The following is an 18,336-nucleotide window of genomic DNA, read 5'->3' as shown; positions in this document are numbered from 1 at the left end:
TTAACAAAAAAAATCTAATTACATTTTAATTTTCTCTAAATCTAATAAAAAACTAAACTCTTTGGCTAGTTCCTTTAGGGCTTCAAAACGCCCGGAAGCTCCGCCATGCCCCGCATCCATGTTTGTATTTAGGAATAATAAATTATTATTAGTTTTTTTATTTCTTAATTTGGCTACCCATTTGACTGGCTCCCAATATTGCACCTGAGAATCATGTAACCCAGTAGAAATGTACATATTAGGATATTCCTGAGCACTAACATTGTCATATGGCGAATACGACAACATATAGTCATAATATTTCTTTGTATTCGGATTTCCCCACTCATCATACTCTCCCGTCGTTAACGGAATACTACTATCTAACATTGTGGTCATAACATCTACAAAAGGAACTTGAGCTATCACTCCATTATATAATTCCGGGGCCCAATTTACGATAACTCCCATTAAAAGTCCACCCGCAGAACCTCCTTCAGCATACAAATGCTCTGGAGAAGTATATTTTTGTTTAATTACATATTTAGAACAATCAATAAAATCTGTAAAAGTATTTTTCTTTTTCAATAATTTTCCATCTTCATACCATTGTCTTCCTAAATCTTCTCCTCCACGAATATGTGCTATTGCAAAAACAAAACCTCTATCTAGCAAGGATAATCGTGTAGATGAAAAATAAGTATCCATTGTAATACCGTAAGAACCGTAAGCATAAAGCAATAACGGATTCTTGCCGTTTTTTTCTAATCCTTTACGGTAAACCATCGAAATAGGTACTTTTACTCCATCTACAGCTGTAGCCCAAATACGCTCTTCTGTATAATTATCTTTATCAAATTGACCTCCCAAAACTTGTTGTTCCTTTAAAACTACTTTGGTTTTCGTTTTCATATTAAAATCGATAACCGAAGATGGTGTTGCCAAAGATTGATAGCTGTAACGCAAAATATCGGTATCAAAATCAACATTCGTAGTGGTAAAAGCACTGTATGTTTCACTTCCAAAAGGCAAATAATAATCTGGTTCATCATTCCAAGGCATGATTCGGATGTGATTTAATCCGTTTGAACGCTCCTCAACAACCAAATAATTCTTAAAAATCTCAATATCTTCTAATAAAACATCTTCTCTATGCGGAATAAGATCTTTCCAGTTTTTCTTTCCAGTAGCGTTTTCAGGCGTTTTCATCAACTTAAAGTTTGTCGCCTTATCTTTATTGGTCAGAATGTAAAAATGGTCTTCAAAATGTGAAATACTGTATTCTAAACCGCGAACACGTGGTTGAAAAACAACAAACTCACCATCAGAATCATCAGAGTTTAATGTTCTATATTCTGTAGTCAATGTACTTCCTGAACTAATTACAATATATTTTCGTGATTTTTCTTTACCTACAGAAACATTAAAGGTGTCGTCTGTTTCTTCAAAAACCAAAACATCATCAGCTGAATCAGTATTTAATTTATGCTTAAAAACTTTATCAGAGCGCAATGTAACCTCATCTTGCTTGGTATAAAATATAGTCTTATTATCATTTGCCCAAACCGAACCTCCAGTTGTATTTTCAATTTTATCAGAAAAAATTTCACCTGTTTCTAAGTTTTTAATCTGGATTGTATAGATTCTTCTTCCCACAACATCCTGTGCAAAAGATACAAATTTGTTATCAGGACTTATACTTAAGCCTCCTAATTTAAAAAAGTTATGTCCTACCGATAATTCATTACAATTGAATAAAATTTCTTCATCGGCAGTTAAACTTCCTTTTTTACGGGAATAAATCGGGTAATCTTTACCAGATTCAAAACGAGTAATGTAAAAATATCCATTATAAAAATAAGGAACCGACTCATCGTCTTCCTTAATCCTTGCTTTCATTTCCTCATACAATGCTTTCTGTAAATCTTTAGTATGTTCCGTCATACTTTCGTAGTAGGCATTCTCTTTATTTAGATAGTCAATGACTTCTGGATTTTCTCTATCATTCAACCAAAAATAATTATCAATTCTAACTTCTTTATGTTTTTTTAATGACTTAGGAATTTCTTTGGCTATTGGAGCAGCAATTTTATTTGGCATTTCTTGAATTTTAATTTTAAAATGAATTTACAAAAATAACATAAACGAACGCGTAACTAAATTCTTTTTATGTAAATTAACACTTGATTTTAAAATTGAATTAGTAATTTCGTTTCATAATTTAAAAACAACTGAAAATGGATTTAATGGGAATGATGGGAAAACTTAAAGAAACCCAACAAAAAATAGAGGATACAAAAAAACGATTAGACACGGTTTTAATAGATGAACAAAGCGCTGACGGATTATTAAAAGTTACTTTGACAGCTAACCGAAAAATAAAATCAATTACAATTGCCGATTCTTTACTAGAAGATAAAGAGCAGTTAGAAGATTATCTAATTGTAACATTAAATAAAGCAATAGAAAAAGCTACCGATGTTAACCAAACGGAACTTGATGCTGTTACAAAAATGGACATGCCAATGATTCCTGGAATGGATGAATTATTTAAATAAGATTCAAAAAAGGTCCAAAGGTTAAAGAAAAGATACAAAGGTTCAAAGGTTTTACTAAATCCGTAAACTTTGAACCTTTTTTATTTATAATTTCTGTAATGTTTCCAAAACGTAAGTATGCATTACTTGTCTGTAATCAAGATGAGTTACAATTCGGAGCTTACCGTGTCCCATTGAACTTATCGAAATGTTTTTCTGCTTTAATTTCTCTATTAAAAGTTGCTCACTGAAATTAGGTTGCAAAGAAAAAATTAAAATATTAGTTTCTACAGGCTCTATTGAAGCAACCCAATGCTTTGTACTTAAAACAGCCGCAATCTCTTTGGCTCTACGATGATCCTCTGCTAATCTTTCTAAATTATTCTCTAAGGCAAAAATTGCTGCAGCAGCTAGATAACCAACCTGTCGCATTCCTCCCCCCAACATCTTTCTAATTCTCAATGCTCTTTTAATGTCAGCTTTGGTTCCTAGTAACATCGAACCTATTGGAGCTCCCAATCCTTTGGAGAAACAAACCGAAATAGTATCGAATAGTTTACCAAATTCTTTAGGGTCTTGTCTTTTGGCGACTAAAGCATTCCAAATTCTCGCTCCATCTAAGTGGAATTTCAAATTATTGGCATCACAAACTTCTTTTATTTTTTTTAAATCTTCAAGTTCGTAACATGCTCCCCCACCTTTATTAGTAGTATTCTCTACACATACCAAACTTGTAAGCGGACTATGGTAAAATTCCGGATCATTAATAGCTCCTGCAACCTGCTCGGCGGTAATCATTCCTCGATTTCCATCCAATAAACAACAAGAAACACCACTATTAAACGAAGCGCCTCCTCCTTCATAATGAAAAATGTGTGCATATTTATCAGCAATTAATTGCTCTCCAGGTTGTGTATGTAATTTTATTGCGGTTTGATTTGCCATGGTCCCTGATGGAAAAAATAGCCCAGCTTCCATACCAAACATTGCTGCTACTCCAGCTTCAAGTTCAATAACCGTTGGGTCTTGCTTGTAAACATCATCTCCTACTTGAGCATTAAACATGTATTGCAACATTTCAATACTAGGTTTGGTAATTGTATCGCTAATTAAATTTATTTCCATATTCTAAAAACTATATCTTATTTTTGTCCAACAAAATTACGTATTTCGTGTTTTCTAATACAATGAAGTTATATAAAATTTAACCCATTACAAAACAGTTAAGCACTAAAACGAGTTATTTATAAAAATCTTATTAAAACTACTACTAATTTATGACAACTACCGAACAAATAAAAGGTATTGTGGAGCGCCTTGGTGCGTTGAGGAGGTATCTTTGACGTCGATGCCAAATTAATTGAAATTGCAAATGAGGAAGAAAAGACTTTTGCACCCGATTTTTGGAACAATGCAAAAGAAGCTGAAGCCATTGTAAAAAATCTGAGAAACAAGAAAAAATGGATCGAAGATTACAACAAAGCTATTGAGCTTACTGATGAATTGCAAATTGCCTATGATTTCTATAAAGAAGCAGCAATCTCTGCAGAAGAATTAGATGAGCACTATAAATCCGCACAATTGCATATTGAAAATATTGAGTTTAAAAATATGCTTTCTGATGAAGGAGATAGTTTAAGTGCCGTAGTTCAAATAACTGCTGGTGCAGGCGGAACTGAAAGTTGCGATTGGGCAGGAATGCTTATGCGCATGTACATGATGTGGGGCGAAAGTTATGGCTATAAAATAAAAGAGCTTAACTTTCAGGCTGGCGAAGTAGCAGGTATAAAAACTGTAACTCTAGAGTTTGAAGGCGATTATTCTTTTGGTTATTTAAAAGGAGAAAATGGTGTACACCGCTTAGTTAGAATCTCCCCTTTTGATAGTAATGCCAAACGCCATACCTCATTCGCATCAGTTTATGTTTACCCCCTTGTTGATGACAGCATTGAAATTGACATTAATCCTGCTGATATTGAAATTACAACTTCTCGCTCTAGCGGTGCAGGAGGACAAAATGTCAATAAAGTAGAAACTAAAGTTCAATTAGTCCACAAGCCAACAGGAATTCAAATTCAATGTTCAGAAACAAGATCACAGCAAGACAATAGACAGCGCGCTATGCAAATGTTACGATCTCAGTTATATGAAATAGAATTAAAAAAACAACAAGCTCAACGTGCTGATATTGAAGCAGGTAAAATGAAAATCGAATGGGGATCACAAATTCGAAATTATGTGATGCAACCTTATAAATTAGTCAAAGATGTTCGTACAGGTTATGAAACCAGCGATGTTGATGGAGTAATGAACGGTGAAATAGACCCTTTCCTGAAAGCATTCTTAATGATGATGGGCCAAAAAGAAGAAGAATTTTAAATATCAACCCAGCTTAATGCTGGGTTTTTTATTATTCTAAAGTGGCCCAATTAAAGAAACCCCCACACCTATTGTAGTTTGCAGATTATTATAATCTATTAACGTTTCACCATAACCATGTGTTGCTAAAAGAAACCCTTTCAAATTTCCAACAATAGGATAGGACCACGAAAAGGCAGCACCCCCTCTATTGTTATTAAAACTTAAATTATTAGTTCCTGTAAATGTAAATATGCTTTTATTTTTAGTGTAAATTATATTTATATCTCCACGTCCTATATATTTAGCAATATCTGGATTATCATCTTTTGTTGCGCGAAGTCTCAACCATGGTCTTACATATACACTCCAATTATCACGATCAAATCCCAAATGAAAAATAATCCTATTCCAACTTCTAGAAAAAGGCAACCCTTTTCCGTTTGATTCATGATTGAATGCAACACCTACCATTCGCATATTAAAACCTAAAACACTAAAATCAAGTGGGTAATTAAAAATAACTTCAGGCTCATAATTAATTTCCCTAAATGGCCTTGATAAACTTTCATTATAAATCTGCCATTGTGATTCTTGTGTGTACCCAACCCATAAATCTCCTTTCCCAAAAAGAGCATTATGAAGAATTTTTGTTTTAAAACTAAGCTGAAATTTTGTTTCAATATTATTATAATTCGTACCTGGAGGTGCAACATACTCTGGCTTATTATTTCCTGAGTAAGGCTGCTCATTGGGTGAACTATACCAATTAGCAGGCAAAACATAAATAGATTTATATGGTGTTATTAAAAATGTCCCATTTGATGTCTCTGGAGTTAATTCCCATCGTTCAGATATTGTATGAAGCTTAGTAGGCTTACTAAACATGTCCTTAACTTGGGAGTAAGCAATTACCGAATTAAATAATAAGAAAATAAATACTTTTCTAACAGAAAATAATTTCATATAAATTTTGTTGATTTTTGCTATAAAAATACATCATAAAGAATTATTACTGTTACACATTTTAATTAAAATATTATATCTATCACAACCTCATTCATTTACTACTTCATATAGAGCGATATTAATATTCCAAAAAAAAAAATCTCTTATCAAATAAAAACTATTAACAATTTAATAGATTTAATAACGTTTTTATAATAATCAGATTATTATTTTATCTTTTTAATAAAATACATCAAATTATAATTAGGTAATTAAATACTAATTGATTTTATTTGGCAAAAAATACCACGCAACCCTAAAACTAATCAATAATAAATGAAATCCTATTCTATTCAAGAGCTTAATGAAGTAATTAATGGTGTTATTTATGGTAATACTTCACAGAACATTACCGCAACAGAACAATTAGACAAAGCCACCAATACCGAAATTTCGTTCATTGGAAACAAGAAGTATGAAAAATATTGGCAAGACTCCAAAGCCTGTGTAGCCATTGTTAATGAAGATATTTCAATAGAACCAGGAGAAAATCGAGCTTTTATAAAAGTAAAGAATGCCGATTTAGCAATGTCACAAATATTAGCTCTTTTTGCACCGCCTACACCAGTTTTTCATAATGATATTCACGATAGAGCAGTTGTAGATGAATCTGCAATTATTGGCGATGGCGTTCGAATAGGAGCTGGATGTTACATCGGGCCTAAAGTAAAGCTAGCCGATAATGTAACTATTTATCCAAATGTGACTATTCTTGACGATTGTACCATCGGAAAAAACACCATAATTTGGTCTGGAGCTGTAATCCGCGAACGTTGTCATATTGGTAATGATTGTATCATACATCCTAATGCAACTATTGGCGCAGATGGCTTCGGATTTCGTCCATGTAGTGAAAAAGGATTAGTTAAAATTCCTCAAATCGGAAATGTAATCATCGGAAATGGGGTAGAAATAGGAGCAAATTCATGTGTAGATCGCGGAAAATTTAGCTCTACAATTCTAGGTGATGGATGCAAAATTGATAATTTAGTCCAAATAGGTCACAACAGCAAATTAGGTAAGTTTTGTATAATGGCTGGGAATAGCGGTTTAGCTGGTTCTGTAACGCTAGGAAACGGAGTTATTATTGGTGGTAGCGCTTCAATTAAAGACCATACAACTATCGGTGATGGTGCTATTGTGGGTGCTGGATCTGGAGTTACTGGTGATGTTCCTGCAGGCAAAACAATGTTAGGATATCCAGCTGTAGAAGCTCGTGATGCATTAAAACAATGGGCGATTTTGAAACGATTAGTCTCCGATTCTAAAAAATAAAAAAAAACTTAAATATATTAAAAACAGAAGGTAACTTCTGTTTTTTTTTGTTTCTACCTGTATATAAACACTTTACGGTTTATCTTTTTAAAGTAATCGCATCATATCAATTTATTTCGATCGATTTCGTAAATTAGCACACACTATTTTATAAAAACATTATTTTATTATGGATTTAAACTTCAATAAAAACGAAGATCACAATAAACTCTTACTTTCTGAACTAAAACAAAAATTTGCTAAAGTAAAATTAGGCGGTGGCGAAAAACGTATAGAAAAACTTCATGCAGAAGGAAAAATGACCGCAAGAGAGCGAATTGATTATTTACTTGACGAAAATTCAAAAAATATAGAAATCGGAGGCTTTGTTGGAGACGGAATGTATTCCGAACATGGCGGATGTCCGTCTGGTGGTGTTGTTATAAAAATAGGATATGTGCGAGGAAAACAATGTGTTGTGGTTGCCAATGATGCTACTGTAAAAGCAGGTGCATGGTTTCCTATTACTGCCAAAAAAAATCTACGCGCACAAGAAATTGCAATGGAAAATAGATTACCTATAATTTATCTTGTAGATAGTGCAGGTGTTTATTTGCCTTTACAAGATGAAATTTTCCCCGATAAAGAGCATTTCGGACGTATTTTTAGAAATAACGCTCAAATGAGCAGTATGGGTATTACTCAAATCGCTGCTGTAATGGGTAGTTGCGTAGCAGGCGGAGCCTATCTGCCAATTATGAGTGATGAAGCTTTAATTGTAGATAAAACTGGAAGTATTTTTCTTGCTGGAAGTTATTTAGTAAAAGCTGCCATTGGAGAAACAATAGATAATGAAACATTAGGCGGAGCAACTACTCATTGCGAAATTTCTGGTGTTACCGATTATAAAGCTAAGGATGATGCAGCTGCATTGGATAAAATAAAAAATATTGTAGATAAAATTGGTGATTATGACAAAGCTGGTTATAACCGAATTAAAGCCCAAAAACCAGCCTTAGATCCAACAGAAATCTATGGCATTTTACCAAAAGCACGAAATGAACAATACGATATGATGGAAATCATTAAGCGTATGGTTGACAATTCGGAATTTGAAGCCTATAAAGAAGGCTATGGCCAGTCTTTAATAACTGGTTATGCACGAATTGATGGTTGGGCAGTAGGAATTGTAGCCAACCAAAGAAAAGTGGTGAAAACTGCAAAAGGTGAAATGCAATTTGGAGGTGTTATTTACTCAGATAGTGCCGATAAAGCAACTCGTTTTATTGCCAATTGCAATCAGAAAAAAATCCCTTTGGTATTTGTACAAGATGTTACAGGTTTCATGGTAGGTTCTAAATCAGAGCATGGCGGAATTATAAAAGACGGTGCAAAAATGGTAAATGCTGTGAGTAATTCGGTAGTACCAAAATTTACCGTTATCGTAGGGAATTCATACGGAGCAGGAAACTATGCCATGTGTGGAAAAGCTTATGACCCTAGATTAATTTTTGCTTGGCCAAGCGCCGAACTTGCAGTAATGGGTGGAACACAAGCTGCTAAAGTATTGGCACAAATAGAAGCCTCTTCTCTAAAATCGAAAGGAGAAATCGTAGATGAGGCAAAAGAGGCGGAATTATTTGCAAAAATAAAAGCACGTTATGATGAACAAGTTTCTCCATACTATGCCGCTTCTCGATTATGGACCGATGCTATCATAGATCCATTGGATACACGCACATGGATCTCTATGGGAATCGAAGCCGCGAACCACTCTCCTATCACAAAACCATTTAACCTTGGTGTTATTCAGGTATAATTTTTAACATAAAAAATCATTTAAACATTTTTTACAACCAAAAAAAACAACTATATAACTAAAAATTAGTAACTTAGTACTATTATTAAATAATTATAGTATCATGGAAAATGTAAAAAATTTAAATAAATGGGCAAATGCGCACACTTATTTACCTGTAGATTTATTACGTATTGCTTTGGGGGTATTTTTGTTTATGAAAGGAATTTTCTTTGTAACTAATATCCAGTATTTACATGATTTAATATCTCCAATTGACAAGTTTGGTGGCGGAATGTTCCTTTTACATTACATAGCACCAGCCCACATGATTGGAGGTATCATGATTGTTTTTGGACTTCTTACCCGATGGGCAATCGGCGCACAATTACCAATCTTATTAGGAGCAATCTTAGTAAATTTTATGGGCGAAATGCATTCTCAAAATTTACTATTAGCTATCTCTGTTTTTATTGTATGCTTATTTTTCTTTTTTTATGGCAGCGGAAAGCATTCAGCAGATTATTATTTTAAAATGCAACAATAATAAATCTTAAAACATTTAGAGGCCAGCATTATCAGATATATTATGCGATTTTTTCCTTAAAAGGTGCTTAAAATTACATTTTATGAATTAGATTTGCAATATGACTTGGATTCGCAAAGCAATCATCTTTGTTGGGCTCTTAATGCTCTTTTTATCTGCTTATAATGCAGACAAAGTTGTTATTGATGTAATTCAACCTCAAAAAACAGATGCTAATTTAACCCCTGATAGCATCAAAACTTCTGCATTTATACAGCCCCAGGCAATCTTTTATATTGTTGCCGATTTAAAAACAAATTATCCGAACCCTTCTCTATCTAAATGGTTTGATGCTTTTTTAATCGTAATTCCAGATTACAAAATTCAAAGAAGTACATTCAACTTTGTAGATCAAATTATAAATCAGAGAAAGAAAATATCGATACTACTCTATCCTTTCCATTATTTCTGGTAATTAAATCTCATGATTTCATTTATTGAAGATTAATTTCTTCTCAAGTAAACAGTTTGCAAATAGCATTCAGTTTATTATTTCATGTTATATAATTAAATTTAAAATAAAACAATAATGGATAACTCCGTAACTATAATAGGCATTGCACTTGCTATAATAACAATATTACCTCTTTACTTCTCTTACCGCTCAAATTCATTAAACAAAGCCAAAATCAAAACTATAAAAGAGAAATATAGTCAAAATGGAAAATTCAACTTTGATTTAACTGAATCACAAAACAAAAAAATTCTAGCTCTTGATAAAAAGAATAAAGGTTTTATAGCAATGAACTTTAATAAAGGAAAACAAGAGAGTTCATTTATAGATTTAAATCTTGTTAAATCTTGTCGATTAGTACCTACAACTGAAGCAAGCTCAGAGGCTATTATAAAAGTTGATTTTGAGTTTCAAGATAAAACAACAGCACAAAAAATTATAATTCCATTTTACAATATTGAAGATGATCAAATAAATCAAGCATGTTTACATGAAGATCAACAATTAGGTAAAAAATGGGTAGAAATTATACAGGAATGTATTTAAGATTAGTTTTTAATTCGTTAAAGAGGCTCAAAAATGAGCCTCTTTTTTTTTGCATTACATTATGATAATTATCATTTTAATCTTCTAAGTTTCTGATTAATTTTGATAATACATTAAATATTTAACTATGAAAAATTCGTTGATACAAAAATACAATGTTCCAGGGCCTAGATATACAAGCTATCCAACGGTTCCTTATTGGAATGAAAAGGATTTTACCTATCAACTTTGGATTGAATCGTTACGAAAATCATTTACCGAAAGCAATAAAAAAGACGGAATTAGTTTATACATCCATTTACCTTTTTGCGAAAGTATGTGTACTTTTTGTGGTTGCAATAAGCGAATTACAAAAAACCATGATGTAGAGAATCCATACATAGAAGCAGTTATTAAAGAATGGAGTCTATACTGTAAACTTCTTAACGAAAGACCAACAATTAAAGAGATTCACTTAGGGGGTGGAACACCTACTTTCTTCTCTCCTAAAAATCTTGAAGATTTAATCAATGGTATTTTTTCTTATGCCGATAAAGCCAAAGAACATGAATTTAGTTTTGAAGGGCACCCTAATAATACAACATACGAACACCTACAAAAACTATACAACTTAGGCTTTAGAAGAGTAAGTTACGGTGTTCAAGATTATTCAAAAAAAGTACAAAAAGCCATTCATCGTGAGCAATCTTTCCATAATGTGGCCAAAGTAACATTTTGGGCTAAAGAAATTGGCTATACCTCAATAAGTCACGATTTGATTTTTGGGTTGCCTTTTCAGGAAGTCGAAGATATCATAGATACTATAGAGAAAACAAATGCACTACAACCTGATCGCCTAGCCTTTTATAGCTACGCACACGTACCTTGGATTAAAGGCAACGGACAAAGGGGGTTTAGTGATGAAAATGTCCCTAAAGATGCAGAAAAAAGAAAATTATACGAAATTGGAAAACAATTATTGCATAAAAATGAATATCATGAAATTGGTATGGATCATTTTTCTCTAAAATCTGACCATCTATATACTGCATTTAAAGAAGGGAAATTACATCGTAATTTCATGGGATATAGTGCTTCCAAAACACAATTAATGATAGGACTAGGAGTTTCATCAATCAGTGACAGTTGGTATAGTTTTGCTCAAAACGTAAAAACAATAGAAGATTACTATCAATTATTAGAATGGGACAAACTTCCTGTTGTAAAAGGACACATATTGACCAACGAAGATCTTATTATTAGAAAACACATACTAAACTTAATGTGTAATTTTGAAACCACCTGGAGCGAAGAAAGTGATTACTTTAAAGAGATACCTGAAATTTTAGTTCAGCTAAAAGAAATGGAGAACGATGGATTACTTACTATTGAGAATAAGAAAATAAACGTTACAGAAGCTGGCAAACCCTTTGTACGTAATATTTGTATGGCTTTTGATTTACACTTAAAGAGAAAAGCTCCAGAAACAAGTTTATTTTCAATGACTATTTAACTCCTCCTAATTAATGACAACTAGGTGTTTCCTGAATAAATAAACTCATATTTGATGGAGATAAATATGGAATCCCAAGACCTAAACCTCTCAATATAAAGAGAACTCCAATAAGAACAGCAACGTAAGGAATTGCTTTTTGAAATTTATTGCGAGTTGATTGCGCTAAAAACGAATTGAAATATACCACACTGGTCATTAAAGGAACTGTTCCTAAACCAAATAAGACCATATATAAAACACCAAATTTAGCGCTTTGCATAGCAATTGCACCAAATAAAGCTACATATACCATTCCGCAAGGTAAAAACCCATTAAGTACTCCGATAATAAAAAGAGACTTATAGCTTTTGTTTCTAAAATGCTTTCCTAGATTGGTTTTTATTCTTGAAATGAGTTTATAAACTGGTTTTGAGAAATTATATTGTGCAAATATTTTCTCTGGTGTTAGAACTACAATTATCATAATTACCCCAATGATAATAGATGTTTTTTGTTGAATTCCGGCAAGAAAAAAACCTTTTCCTAATAATCCAAAAATTAATCCAATTGTTCCATATGCTGTTAATCTGCCTAAGTGATAAACTGTGATTTGTATTGCTTTTTTTACTCCATTTTGCTTGTCTACTGGTAACATCATAGCAATTGGGCCACACATACCGATACAGTGAAAACTACTGATTAAACCGAATATAAAAGCTGAATAGAGCATTGTTTTATATATTAGATATACTTCTATTACCTATTTACACTCAACAGATAATAACAAGTATCATTTTAGTTAATGTAAACAACTTCTTTAGTTAAATACTGTTTACCATTATATTGCCATTCCATATTAACATCCCAACGTCCTTTTATCAATTTATTTTGAGGAATCAATAATTCAGAATTGGTTAGACTAATTGCTGTATTAAAATCTAGCTTTTTATTTGATGGACGATACATCAATACTTCTCCTTTTATATTTTTACTTTCGAAAGTATTTGGAAAAGTAATTTTAACTCCATCTTTCATAGTAACAATCGTAGGCTTTAACTTTAAGTCATGAGCATTTTGAACACGTATCATTTCATCTCCAAAATGAGAATCATGTTTATAATATTCTTCAACAACCAAATCATTACTGTATTTACTATCAGATTGTACTTTAAAAACAAAATACAAAATGAACGTCATAAACAATCCAAATGCAATTACAATTGCTGTTCCCCAGTTAATTTTCATAATATTAGCTTTTTAATTAAAACTTCTCGGTCCTAAAAAGTTTGTTGATGTCTTTTCGATTAATTTATCACCGTTAAAAACGCCTATTTCTACCTTCGTTTTATCACTTTCTAAAAGAGCTTGGTCAATTTCTATAAATAGTGTTCCTTGCGAGATTCCTTGTTTTGGAACTTTAAATTTCTGAGTTCCTACATTTTTTATAGTCCCTTTTTGATCGATTAATTCAAAATGAATATCATTAAAATCATTTATCGTTTTATTGACAATCTTATAGGTATAAATATTACTTATTTTATCTCCTTTGTGCTGGAACAACTGTCCTGGTAAACGTAAAATAACTGCCTGAACATCATTTCTTAAAAATAGCATTCCAACAAAAATGCCTAGCAAGATAATCAATACTGCTGTATACCCTTTCATTCTGGCTGTAAATCGGAAAGGCTCTTTTTTCTCTATTTCATCCTCAGAAGCATATCGAATAAGTCCTTTTGGCAAGCCAACGTTTTCCATGATAGTATCACATTCGTCAATACAAGCCGTACAATTTGTACATTCTAATTGAGTTCCGTTTCTAATATCAATCCCCATTGGACAAACATGAATACATTGCTTACAATCGATACAATCTCCTTTTCCTGTTGCAGCTCTATCTTCTTGTTTATTATATTTGGCTCTCCCTAGTTCTTTTTCACCTCTAACAAAATCATATGCTACATTAATAGATTTATTATCTAAAAGTACGCCTTGTAATCTTCCGTATGGACAGGCTATAATACATACTTGTTCACGAAACCAAACAAATACAAAATAGAAAACTGCAGTAAACAACAATAACGCTATAAAGTTACTTGATTGTTTGATTGGTCCTTCTTCAATCATTAAAAATAATTGATCACTTCCTACCAAATAAGCTAAGAAAACATTGGCTATTAAAAAAGAGATTACAAAAAAGATAAACCATTTTATTAGTCGTTTTCTAATTTTTTCTCCATTCCATTCTTGTCTAGCTAATCGAGATTGCGCTCCTCTATCTCCATCAATCCAATATTCGATTCGACGAAAAACAAGTTCTAGAAATATAGTTTGTGGACAAATCCATCCGCAAAAAATACGACCATATACTACTGTAAATAAGATTATAAATACAATACCTACGAGCATTGAGATTACAAAAAGATAAAAATCCTGAGGCCAAAAAGGGAAACCGAAAATATTAAAACGACGTTCTAAAATATTGAACATCATAAATTGGTTTCCATTTACTTTTATAAACGGATTTGCAACTAAAATGGTTAATAAAATATAACTAACCCATTTTCTGTATTCGTAAAATTTACCAGACGGCTTTTTAGGTAAAATAAATTTTCTATTACCCCCTTCATCAATCGTTCCGATGGTATCTCTAAATGCTTCGTCTGGTAAATTTGACATTATAATTATTTTTTAACTTGTGTAGAATCTGTTTGCGTAGCTACTGCTCCTGCATCGGTTTTTGGCGCTTCTTTATCTGTCCAAATTTCTCCTTCTGGTTCTTTTGGATCTTTAGGATTACTTCCTTGTAGAGACAAAATGTAACTAGCTACTTTCTGTATCTCCTTTGGTTTTAGTGTTCCTTTCCATGCTATCATCCCTTTTCCATCTCGTCCTCCATTGGTAATCGTATGGAATATTTCTTTTATTCCTCCACCTAAAATCCAATGATTATCTGTTAAGTTTGGCCCAATTTGTCCTCCTCCATCAACTCGGTGACATACGGCACAATCTGTTGTGAAAATTTCCTTTCCTGCAGCAAGATCAGCAGGATCTGTTACTAGTGTAACTGTTTTTTCATCCATTAAATCTGGAGCCGTTTTAAGATATTCTTCAACCTCTATCTTAGCTTGTGCCATTTCCTTTTTTAGTTCCATTTCTTGGTCATCACCACCAAATACATGGTAATTCGCTACATAAACCACTGCAAATATGATAGTGATATAAAATAAATAAATCCACCATGGCGGTAAGTTATTATCTAACTCTTTAATGCCATCATAATCATGATTCAATAACAAACTTGCCTCTGTTTCAATCGGCTCGCTTTTTGTTAATTTTTGCATTAAATTTTTATACCAAGCTCTTTCTTTTAAACTTAAATTACTATCAACTTCAAGCTTAGCTTTCTGCTCTTCAGTTAGCAAATTATAAGTAATACGGTCTATTGCACTTATCGTAATCTCTATTGCTATTAAAAGGAAAAGAAATACGAATAAAAACACAGAAACCATTGGGTATTTTATAAATGCTGGCCTATCTCCTGAGTCTATAAAATATTCCATTGCACCAAAAACCGTAAAGAAAATTAGTGGTAATCGTATATATACTGGAATTAATTTTTTCATTTTATATATTATTTTTAATTCTACAATTTAATTTTCGTCCAATGGAATTTGACTCATTTCTTCAATTTTTTCTTTTCCGTATGAAAACACCCAGATTCCTAGGCAAACAAAAAAGATGAAAAATATTAGCAAGGAAAGTATTGGGAATACCTCTACTCCCGCAATAGTCTCTAAGTTGTGTTTTACTTGTTCGAACATAATTTATCTATTTTGAAGTCTCTTTTACTTTGATATCTGTTCCTAATCTTTGCATATAAGCAATAAGTGCTATAATTTCTCTTTCATTCATCGGAATGAATTTTTCTCCTTTTGCTTCTGCTTTTTTCTTACTATCTGCATAGCTCTTAACATAATCAGGATCATTTTCTAGATTCTTTTCAATTTTAAGTGCTTGTGCTCTCAATAATTTTTGCGCATTTGCTACTTCTTCAGGTGAATATGGAACTCCTAGCTGAACCATTACTTCCATTTTCTTTTGCGTTAATGAAATATCCATTGGTTTATTATCGAATAACCATTTATACCCTGGCATGATTGAACCTGCTGATATACTTTGTGGATTCCAGAAATGATTAAAATGCCAGTTATCATTATACTTACCTCCTACTCTTAGCAAATCTGGTCCAGTACGTTTTGATCCCCATAAGAATGGATGGTCATACACAAACTCTCCTGCTTTTGATTGTGGGCCATAACGCTCTACTTCACTTCTAAACGGTCTTACTGATTGTGAGTGACATCCAACACAACCTTCACGGATATACAGATCACGTCCTTCAAGCTCTAATGGTGAATATGGTTTTACACTTGTTATTGTAGGTATATTTGATTTTACCATAATTGTTGGAACGATTTGAATAATACCTCCAATTAAAATAGCAATTGTAGCCAAAATAGTCAACTGAATAGGTTTTCTTTCTAACCATGAATGGAATTTCTCTCCACGAACTCTACTGCTACTAATTCTTTCTAATGCTGGAGCTTCTGCCAACTCGTCTTCAATTGGGCTACCAACACGTATAGTTTGAATTATATTATACACTAATACAAACATTCCAATAAGGTAGAAAGTACCTCCAATAGCTCTCATCCAATACAATGGCATAATCGCTGTAACTGTTTCTAGGAAATTTCCATAAGTTAAAGTACCGTCTGGATTAAATTGTTTCCACATAGAAGCTTGCTGAAAACCAGCAACATACATTGGCAACGTATATAATATAATTCCTAAAGTACCAATCCAAAAATGGAAATTGGCTAATTTTTTAGAGAACAAAGTACTTTTTGTCATTCTTGGTATTAACCAATAAATCATACCAAATGTCATAAAACCATTCCACGCTAATGCACCAACGTGTACGTGAGCAATAATCCAATCTGTATAATGCGCAATAGCATTTACATTTTTAAAAGAAAGCATTGGCCCTTCAAAAGTTGCCATACCATAACCTGTAATTGCTACAACGAAGAATTTCAAAACCGGTTCTTCACGAACTTTATCCCATGCACCTCTTAATGTTAAAAGTCCATTGATCATCCCTCCCCATGATGGAGCAAGCAACATAATAGAGAAAGCAACTCCTAAATTTTGTGCCCAGTTTGGTAATGCTGAATATAATAAATGGTGAGGACCAGCCCAGATGTATATAAAAATTAATGACCAAAAATGTATAATCGATAATCGATAAGAATACACTGGACGATTAGCAATTTTAGGTACAAAATAATACATCAAACCTAAAAAAGGAGTTGTTAAGAAAAAGGCAACTGCATTATGACCATACCACCATTGTACCAACGCATCCTGAACTCCTGCGTAAACAGAATAACTTTTCATTGCCGAAACTGGTATTTCTATATTATTAAAAATATGTAATACTGCAACAGTCACAAATGTGGCTAAATAGAACCAAATAGCAACATACAAATGACGCTCTCTACGGCGTAAAATAGTCCCAATCATATTGATACCCATTACTACCCAAATTAAAGTGATAGCAATATCTATTGGCCATTCTAATTCGGCATATTCTTTTGATGAGGTATACCCTAAAGGCAAGGTAATAGCTGCCGCAACAATAATTAATTGCCATCCCCAGAAGTGTAGGCTACTTAAAAAGTCACTAAACATTCTAGCTTTTAAGAGTCGCTGCAAAGAATAATACATCCCTGCAAAGAATGCATTTCCTACAAAGGCAAAAATAACTGCATTGGTATGTAAAGGTCTTAATCGTCCGTAGCTTAACCATGAGATTCCGTCGGTAATGTTAGGAAAGAGGTACATGACAGCCAATGTAAGGCCGACCAGCATTCCTACTACACCAAAAAGAATGGTGGCATAGATAAATTTCTTTACAATTTTGTTGTCGTAATAAAATTGTTGCATTTCCATAATCTAGATTTGTTTTTCTGTGGTTATTTTTATTTTATTGTTGGGAGTTTTTATTTTATCGTTGGGAACTTTTTTGATTTCGTCATCAAAAAGCATTCTAACTGAAGGGGTATAATCATCGTCGTACTGCCCTGTTTTTACAGCAACTACGAAGGCTATAAAAAAGCCAATCGCAATGATAATACTAACGGAAATTAATAAGTAAATAACGCTCATACCTTATGACATTTAAGTTCTACAAAATTACTTTTAAGCATCGTTTTAAAATATGACATTTATCATGCTCTGCCAGTATATGTTAAAATTATGAAAAAAAAATACTTAAAT

Annotated in this window: 18 protein-coding genes; 8 read left to right on the top strand and 10 right to left on the bottom strand. The window is 32.7% G+C overall.

Annotated elements, in window-relative coordinates:
• Positions 1-18 precede the first annotated feature (18 nt).
• A complete protein-coding gene (locus IUY40_RS16660; protein ID WP_195737992.1) occupies positions 19-2,079 on the bottom strand; it encodes a S9 family peptidase in 2,061 nt (686 codons plus the stop codon).
• 137 nt (positions 2,080-2,216) lie between these two features.
• On the opposite strand from IUY40_RS16660, the gene IUY40_RS16655 reads away from it, so the two are divergent.
• Complete coding sequence (locus IUY40_RS16655) at positions 2,217-2,537, top strand: YbaB/EbfC family nucleoid-associated protein (protein WP_195737991.1); 321 nt, start codon at positions 2,217-2,219, stop codon at positions 2,535-2,537.
• A gap of 84 nt (positions 2,538-2,621) precedes the next feature.
• On the opposite strand, the gene IUY40_RS16650 is transcribed toward IUY40_RS16655, so the two are convergent.
• Entirely contained in the window at positions 2,622-3,641 is a 1,020-nt protein-coding gene (locus IUY40_RS16650) for a GntG family PLP-dependent aldolase (protein WP_195737990.1), read from the bottom strand.
• Between the two features lie 152 nt (positions 3,642-3,793).
• Here IUY40_RS16650 and prfB point away from each other — a divergent pair.
• Positions 3,794-4,895 (top strand): peptide chain release factor 2 gene (prfB, locus tag IUY40_RS16645; protein ID WP_195737989.1). Its coding sequence is split into 2 segments (ribosomal slippage): positions 3,794-3,856 and positions 3,858-4,895, totalling 1,101 coding nucleotides; the frame shifts between segments, so codons are not numbered across the junction.
• Positions 4,896-4,931: 36 nt separating this feature from the next.
• On the opposite strand, the gene IUY40_RS16640 is transcribed toward prfB, so the two are convergent.
• Positions 4,932-5,840, bottom strand: a complete 909-nt coding sequence (locus IUY40_RS16640; protein ID WP_195737988.1) for a phospholipase A — start codon at positions 5,838-5,840, stop codon at positions 4,932-4,934.
• Between the two features lie 318 nt (positions 5,841-6,158).
• On the opposite strand from IUY40_RS16640, the gene lpxD reads away from it, so the two are divergent.
• The 6 genes from lpxD (at position 6,159) to hemN (ending at position 12,012) form a co-directional block, all read left to right on the top strand.
• Positions 6,159-7,157: a UDP-3-O-(3-hydroxymyristoyl)glucosamine N-acyltransferase gene (lpxD, locus tag IUY40_RS16635; RefSeq protein WP_195737987.1), complete on the top strand. Its 999-nt coding sequence runs from the start codon at positions 6,159-6,161 to the stop codon at positions 7,155-7,157.
• A 169-nt stretch (positions 7,158-7,326) separates the two neighbouring features.
• Positions 7,327-8,955 (top strand): carboxyl transferase domain-containing protein, encoded by a 1,629-nt coding sequence (locus IUY40_RS16630; RefSeq protein ID WP_195737986.1) that lies wholly within the window; start codon positions 7,327-7,329, stop codon positions 8,953-8,955.
• 103 nt (positions 8,956-9,058) lie between these two features.
• Complete coding sequence (locus tag IUY40_RS16625) at positions 9,059-9,481, top strand: DoxX family protein (RefSeq protein ID WP_195737985.1); 423 nt, start codon at positions 9,059-9,061, stop codon at positions 9,479-9,481.
• Positions 9,482-9,581: 100 nt separating this feature from the next.
• Positions 9,582-9,935, top strand: coding sequence for a hypothetical protein (locus tag IUY40_RS16620; protein WP_195737984.1), 354 nt, complete (start codon positions 9,582-9,584; stop codon positions 9,933-9,935).
• A gap of 114 nt (positions 9,936-10,049) precedes the next feature.
• Positions 10,050-10,520 (top strand): hypothetical protein, encoded by a 471-nt coding sequence (locus IUY40_RS16615; RefSeq protein WP_195737983.1) that lies wholly within the window; start codon positions 10,050-10,052, stop codon positions 10,518-10,520.
• Between the two features lie 127 nt (positions 10,521-10,647).
• Positions 10,648-12,012, top strand: coding sequence for an oxygen-independent coproporphyrinogen III oxidase (hemN, locus tag IUY40_RS16610; protein WP_195737982.1), 1,365 nt, complete (start codon positions 10,648-10,650; stop codon positions 12,010-12,012).
• A 10-nt stretch (positions 12,013-12,022) separates the two neighbouring features.
• Here the strand turns inward: hemN and IUY40_RS16605 are convergent, their stop codons facing one another.
• From IUY40_RS16605 to ccoS, 7 genes are all read right to left on the bottom strand, one after another.
• The gene (locus IUY40_RS16605) at positions 12,023-12,724 is read right to left on the bottom strand and encodes a sulfite exporter TauE/SafE family protein (protein WP_195737981.1); all 702 of its coding nucleotides are present in this window, start codon (positions 12,722-12,724) and stop codon (positions 12,023-12,025) included.
• A 65-nt stretch (positions 12,725-12,789) separates the two neighbouring features.
• Positions 12,790-13,239 carry a FixH family protein gene (locus IUY40_RS16600; protein ID WP_195737980.1) on the bottom strand — a complete coding sequence of 150 codons (450 nt, stop codon included), beginning with the start codon at positions 13,237-13,239 and terminating at the stop codon, positions 12,790-12,792.
• A 12-nt stretch (positions 13,240-13,251) separates the two neighbouring features.
• The gene (gene ccoG, locus IUY40_RS16595) at positions 13,252-14,670 is read right to left on the bottom strand and encodes a cytochrome c oxidase accessory protein CcoG (protein ID WP_195737979.1); all 1,419 of its coding nucleotides are present in this window, start codon (positions 14,668-14,670) and stop codon (positions 13,252-13,254) included.
• Positions 14,671-14,675: 5 nt separating this feature from the next.
• Entirely contained in the window at positions 14,676-15,617 is a 942-nt protein-coding gene (locus IUY40_RS16590; RefSeq protein ID WP_195737978.1) for a cbb3-type cytochrome c oxidase N-terminal domain-containing protein, read from the bottom strand.
• A 27-nt stretch (positions 15,618-15,644) separates the two neighbouring features.
• Positions 15,645-15,815, bottom strand: a complete 171-nt coding sequence (locus tag IUY40_RS16585) for a CcoQ/FixQ family Cbb3-type cytochrome c oxidase assembly chaperone (protein ID WP_195737977.1) — start codon at positions 15,813-15,815, stop codon at positions 15,645-15,647.
• A gap of 7 nt (positions 15,816-15,822) precedes the next feature.
• A complete protein-coding gene (ccoN, locus tag IUY40_RS16580; protein ID WP_195737976.1) occupies positions 15,823-18,009 on the bottom strand; it encodes a cytochrome-c oxidase, cbb3-type subunit I in 2,187 nt (728 codons plus the stop codon).
• A 3-nt stretch (positions 18,010-18,012) separates the two neighbouring features.
• Positions 18,013-18,225 carry a cbb3-type cytochrome oxidase assembly protein CcoS gene (ccoS, locus tag IUY40_RS16575; protein ID WP_195737975.1) on the bottom strand — a complete coding sequence of 71 codons (213 nt, stop codon included), beginning with the start codon at positions 18,223-18,225 and terminating at the stop codon, positions 18,013-18,015.
• Between the last annotated feature and the right edge of the window lie 111 nt (positions 18,226-18,336).

The sequence above is a fragment of the Flavobacterium sp. ALJ2 genome (assembly GCF_015594725.1).
GTDB lineage: Bacteria > Bacteroidota > Bacteroidia > Flavobacteriales > Flavobacteriaceae > Flavobacterium.
The sequence above is the reverse complement of the archived record's forward strand: the minus strand, read 5'-3'. Positions and strand labels throughout refer to the sequence as shown.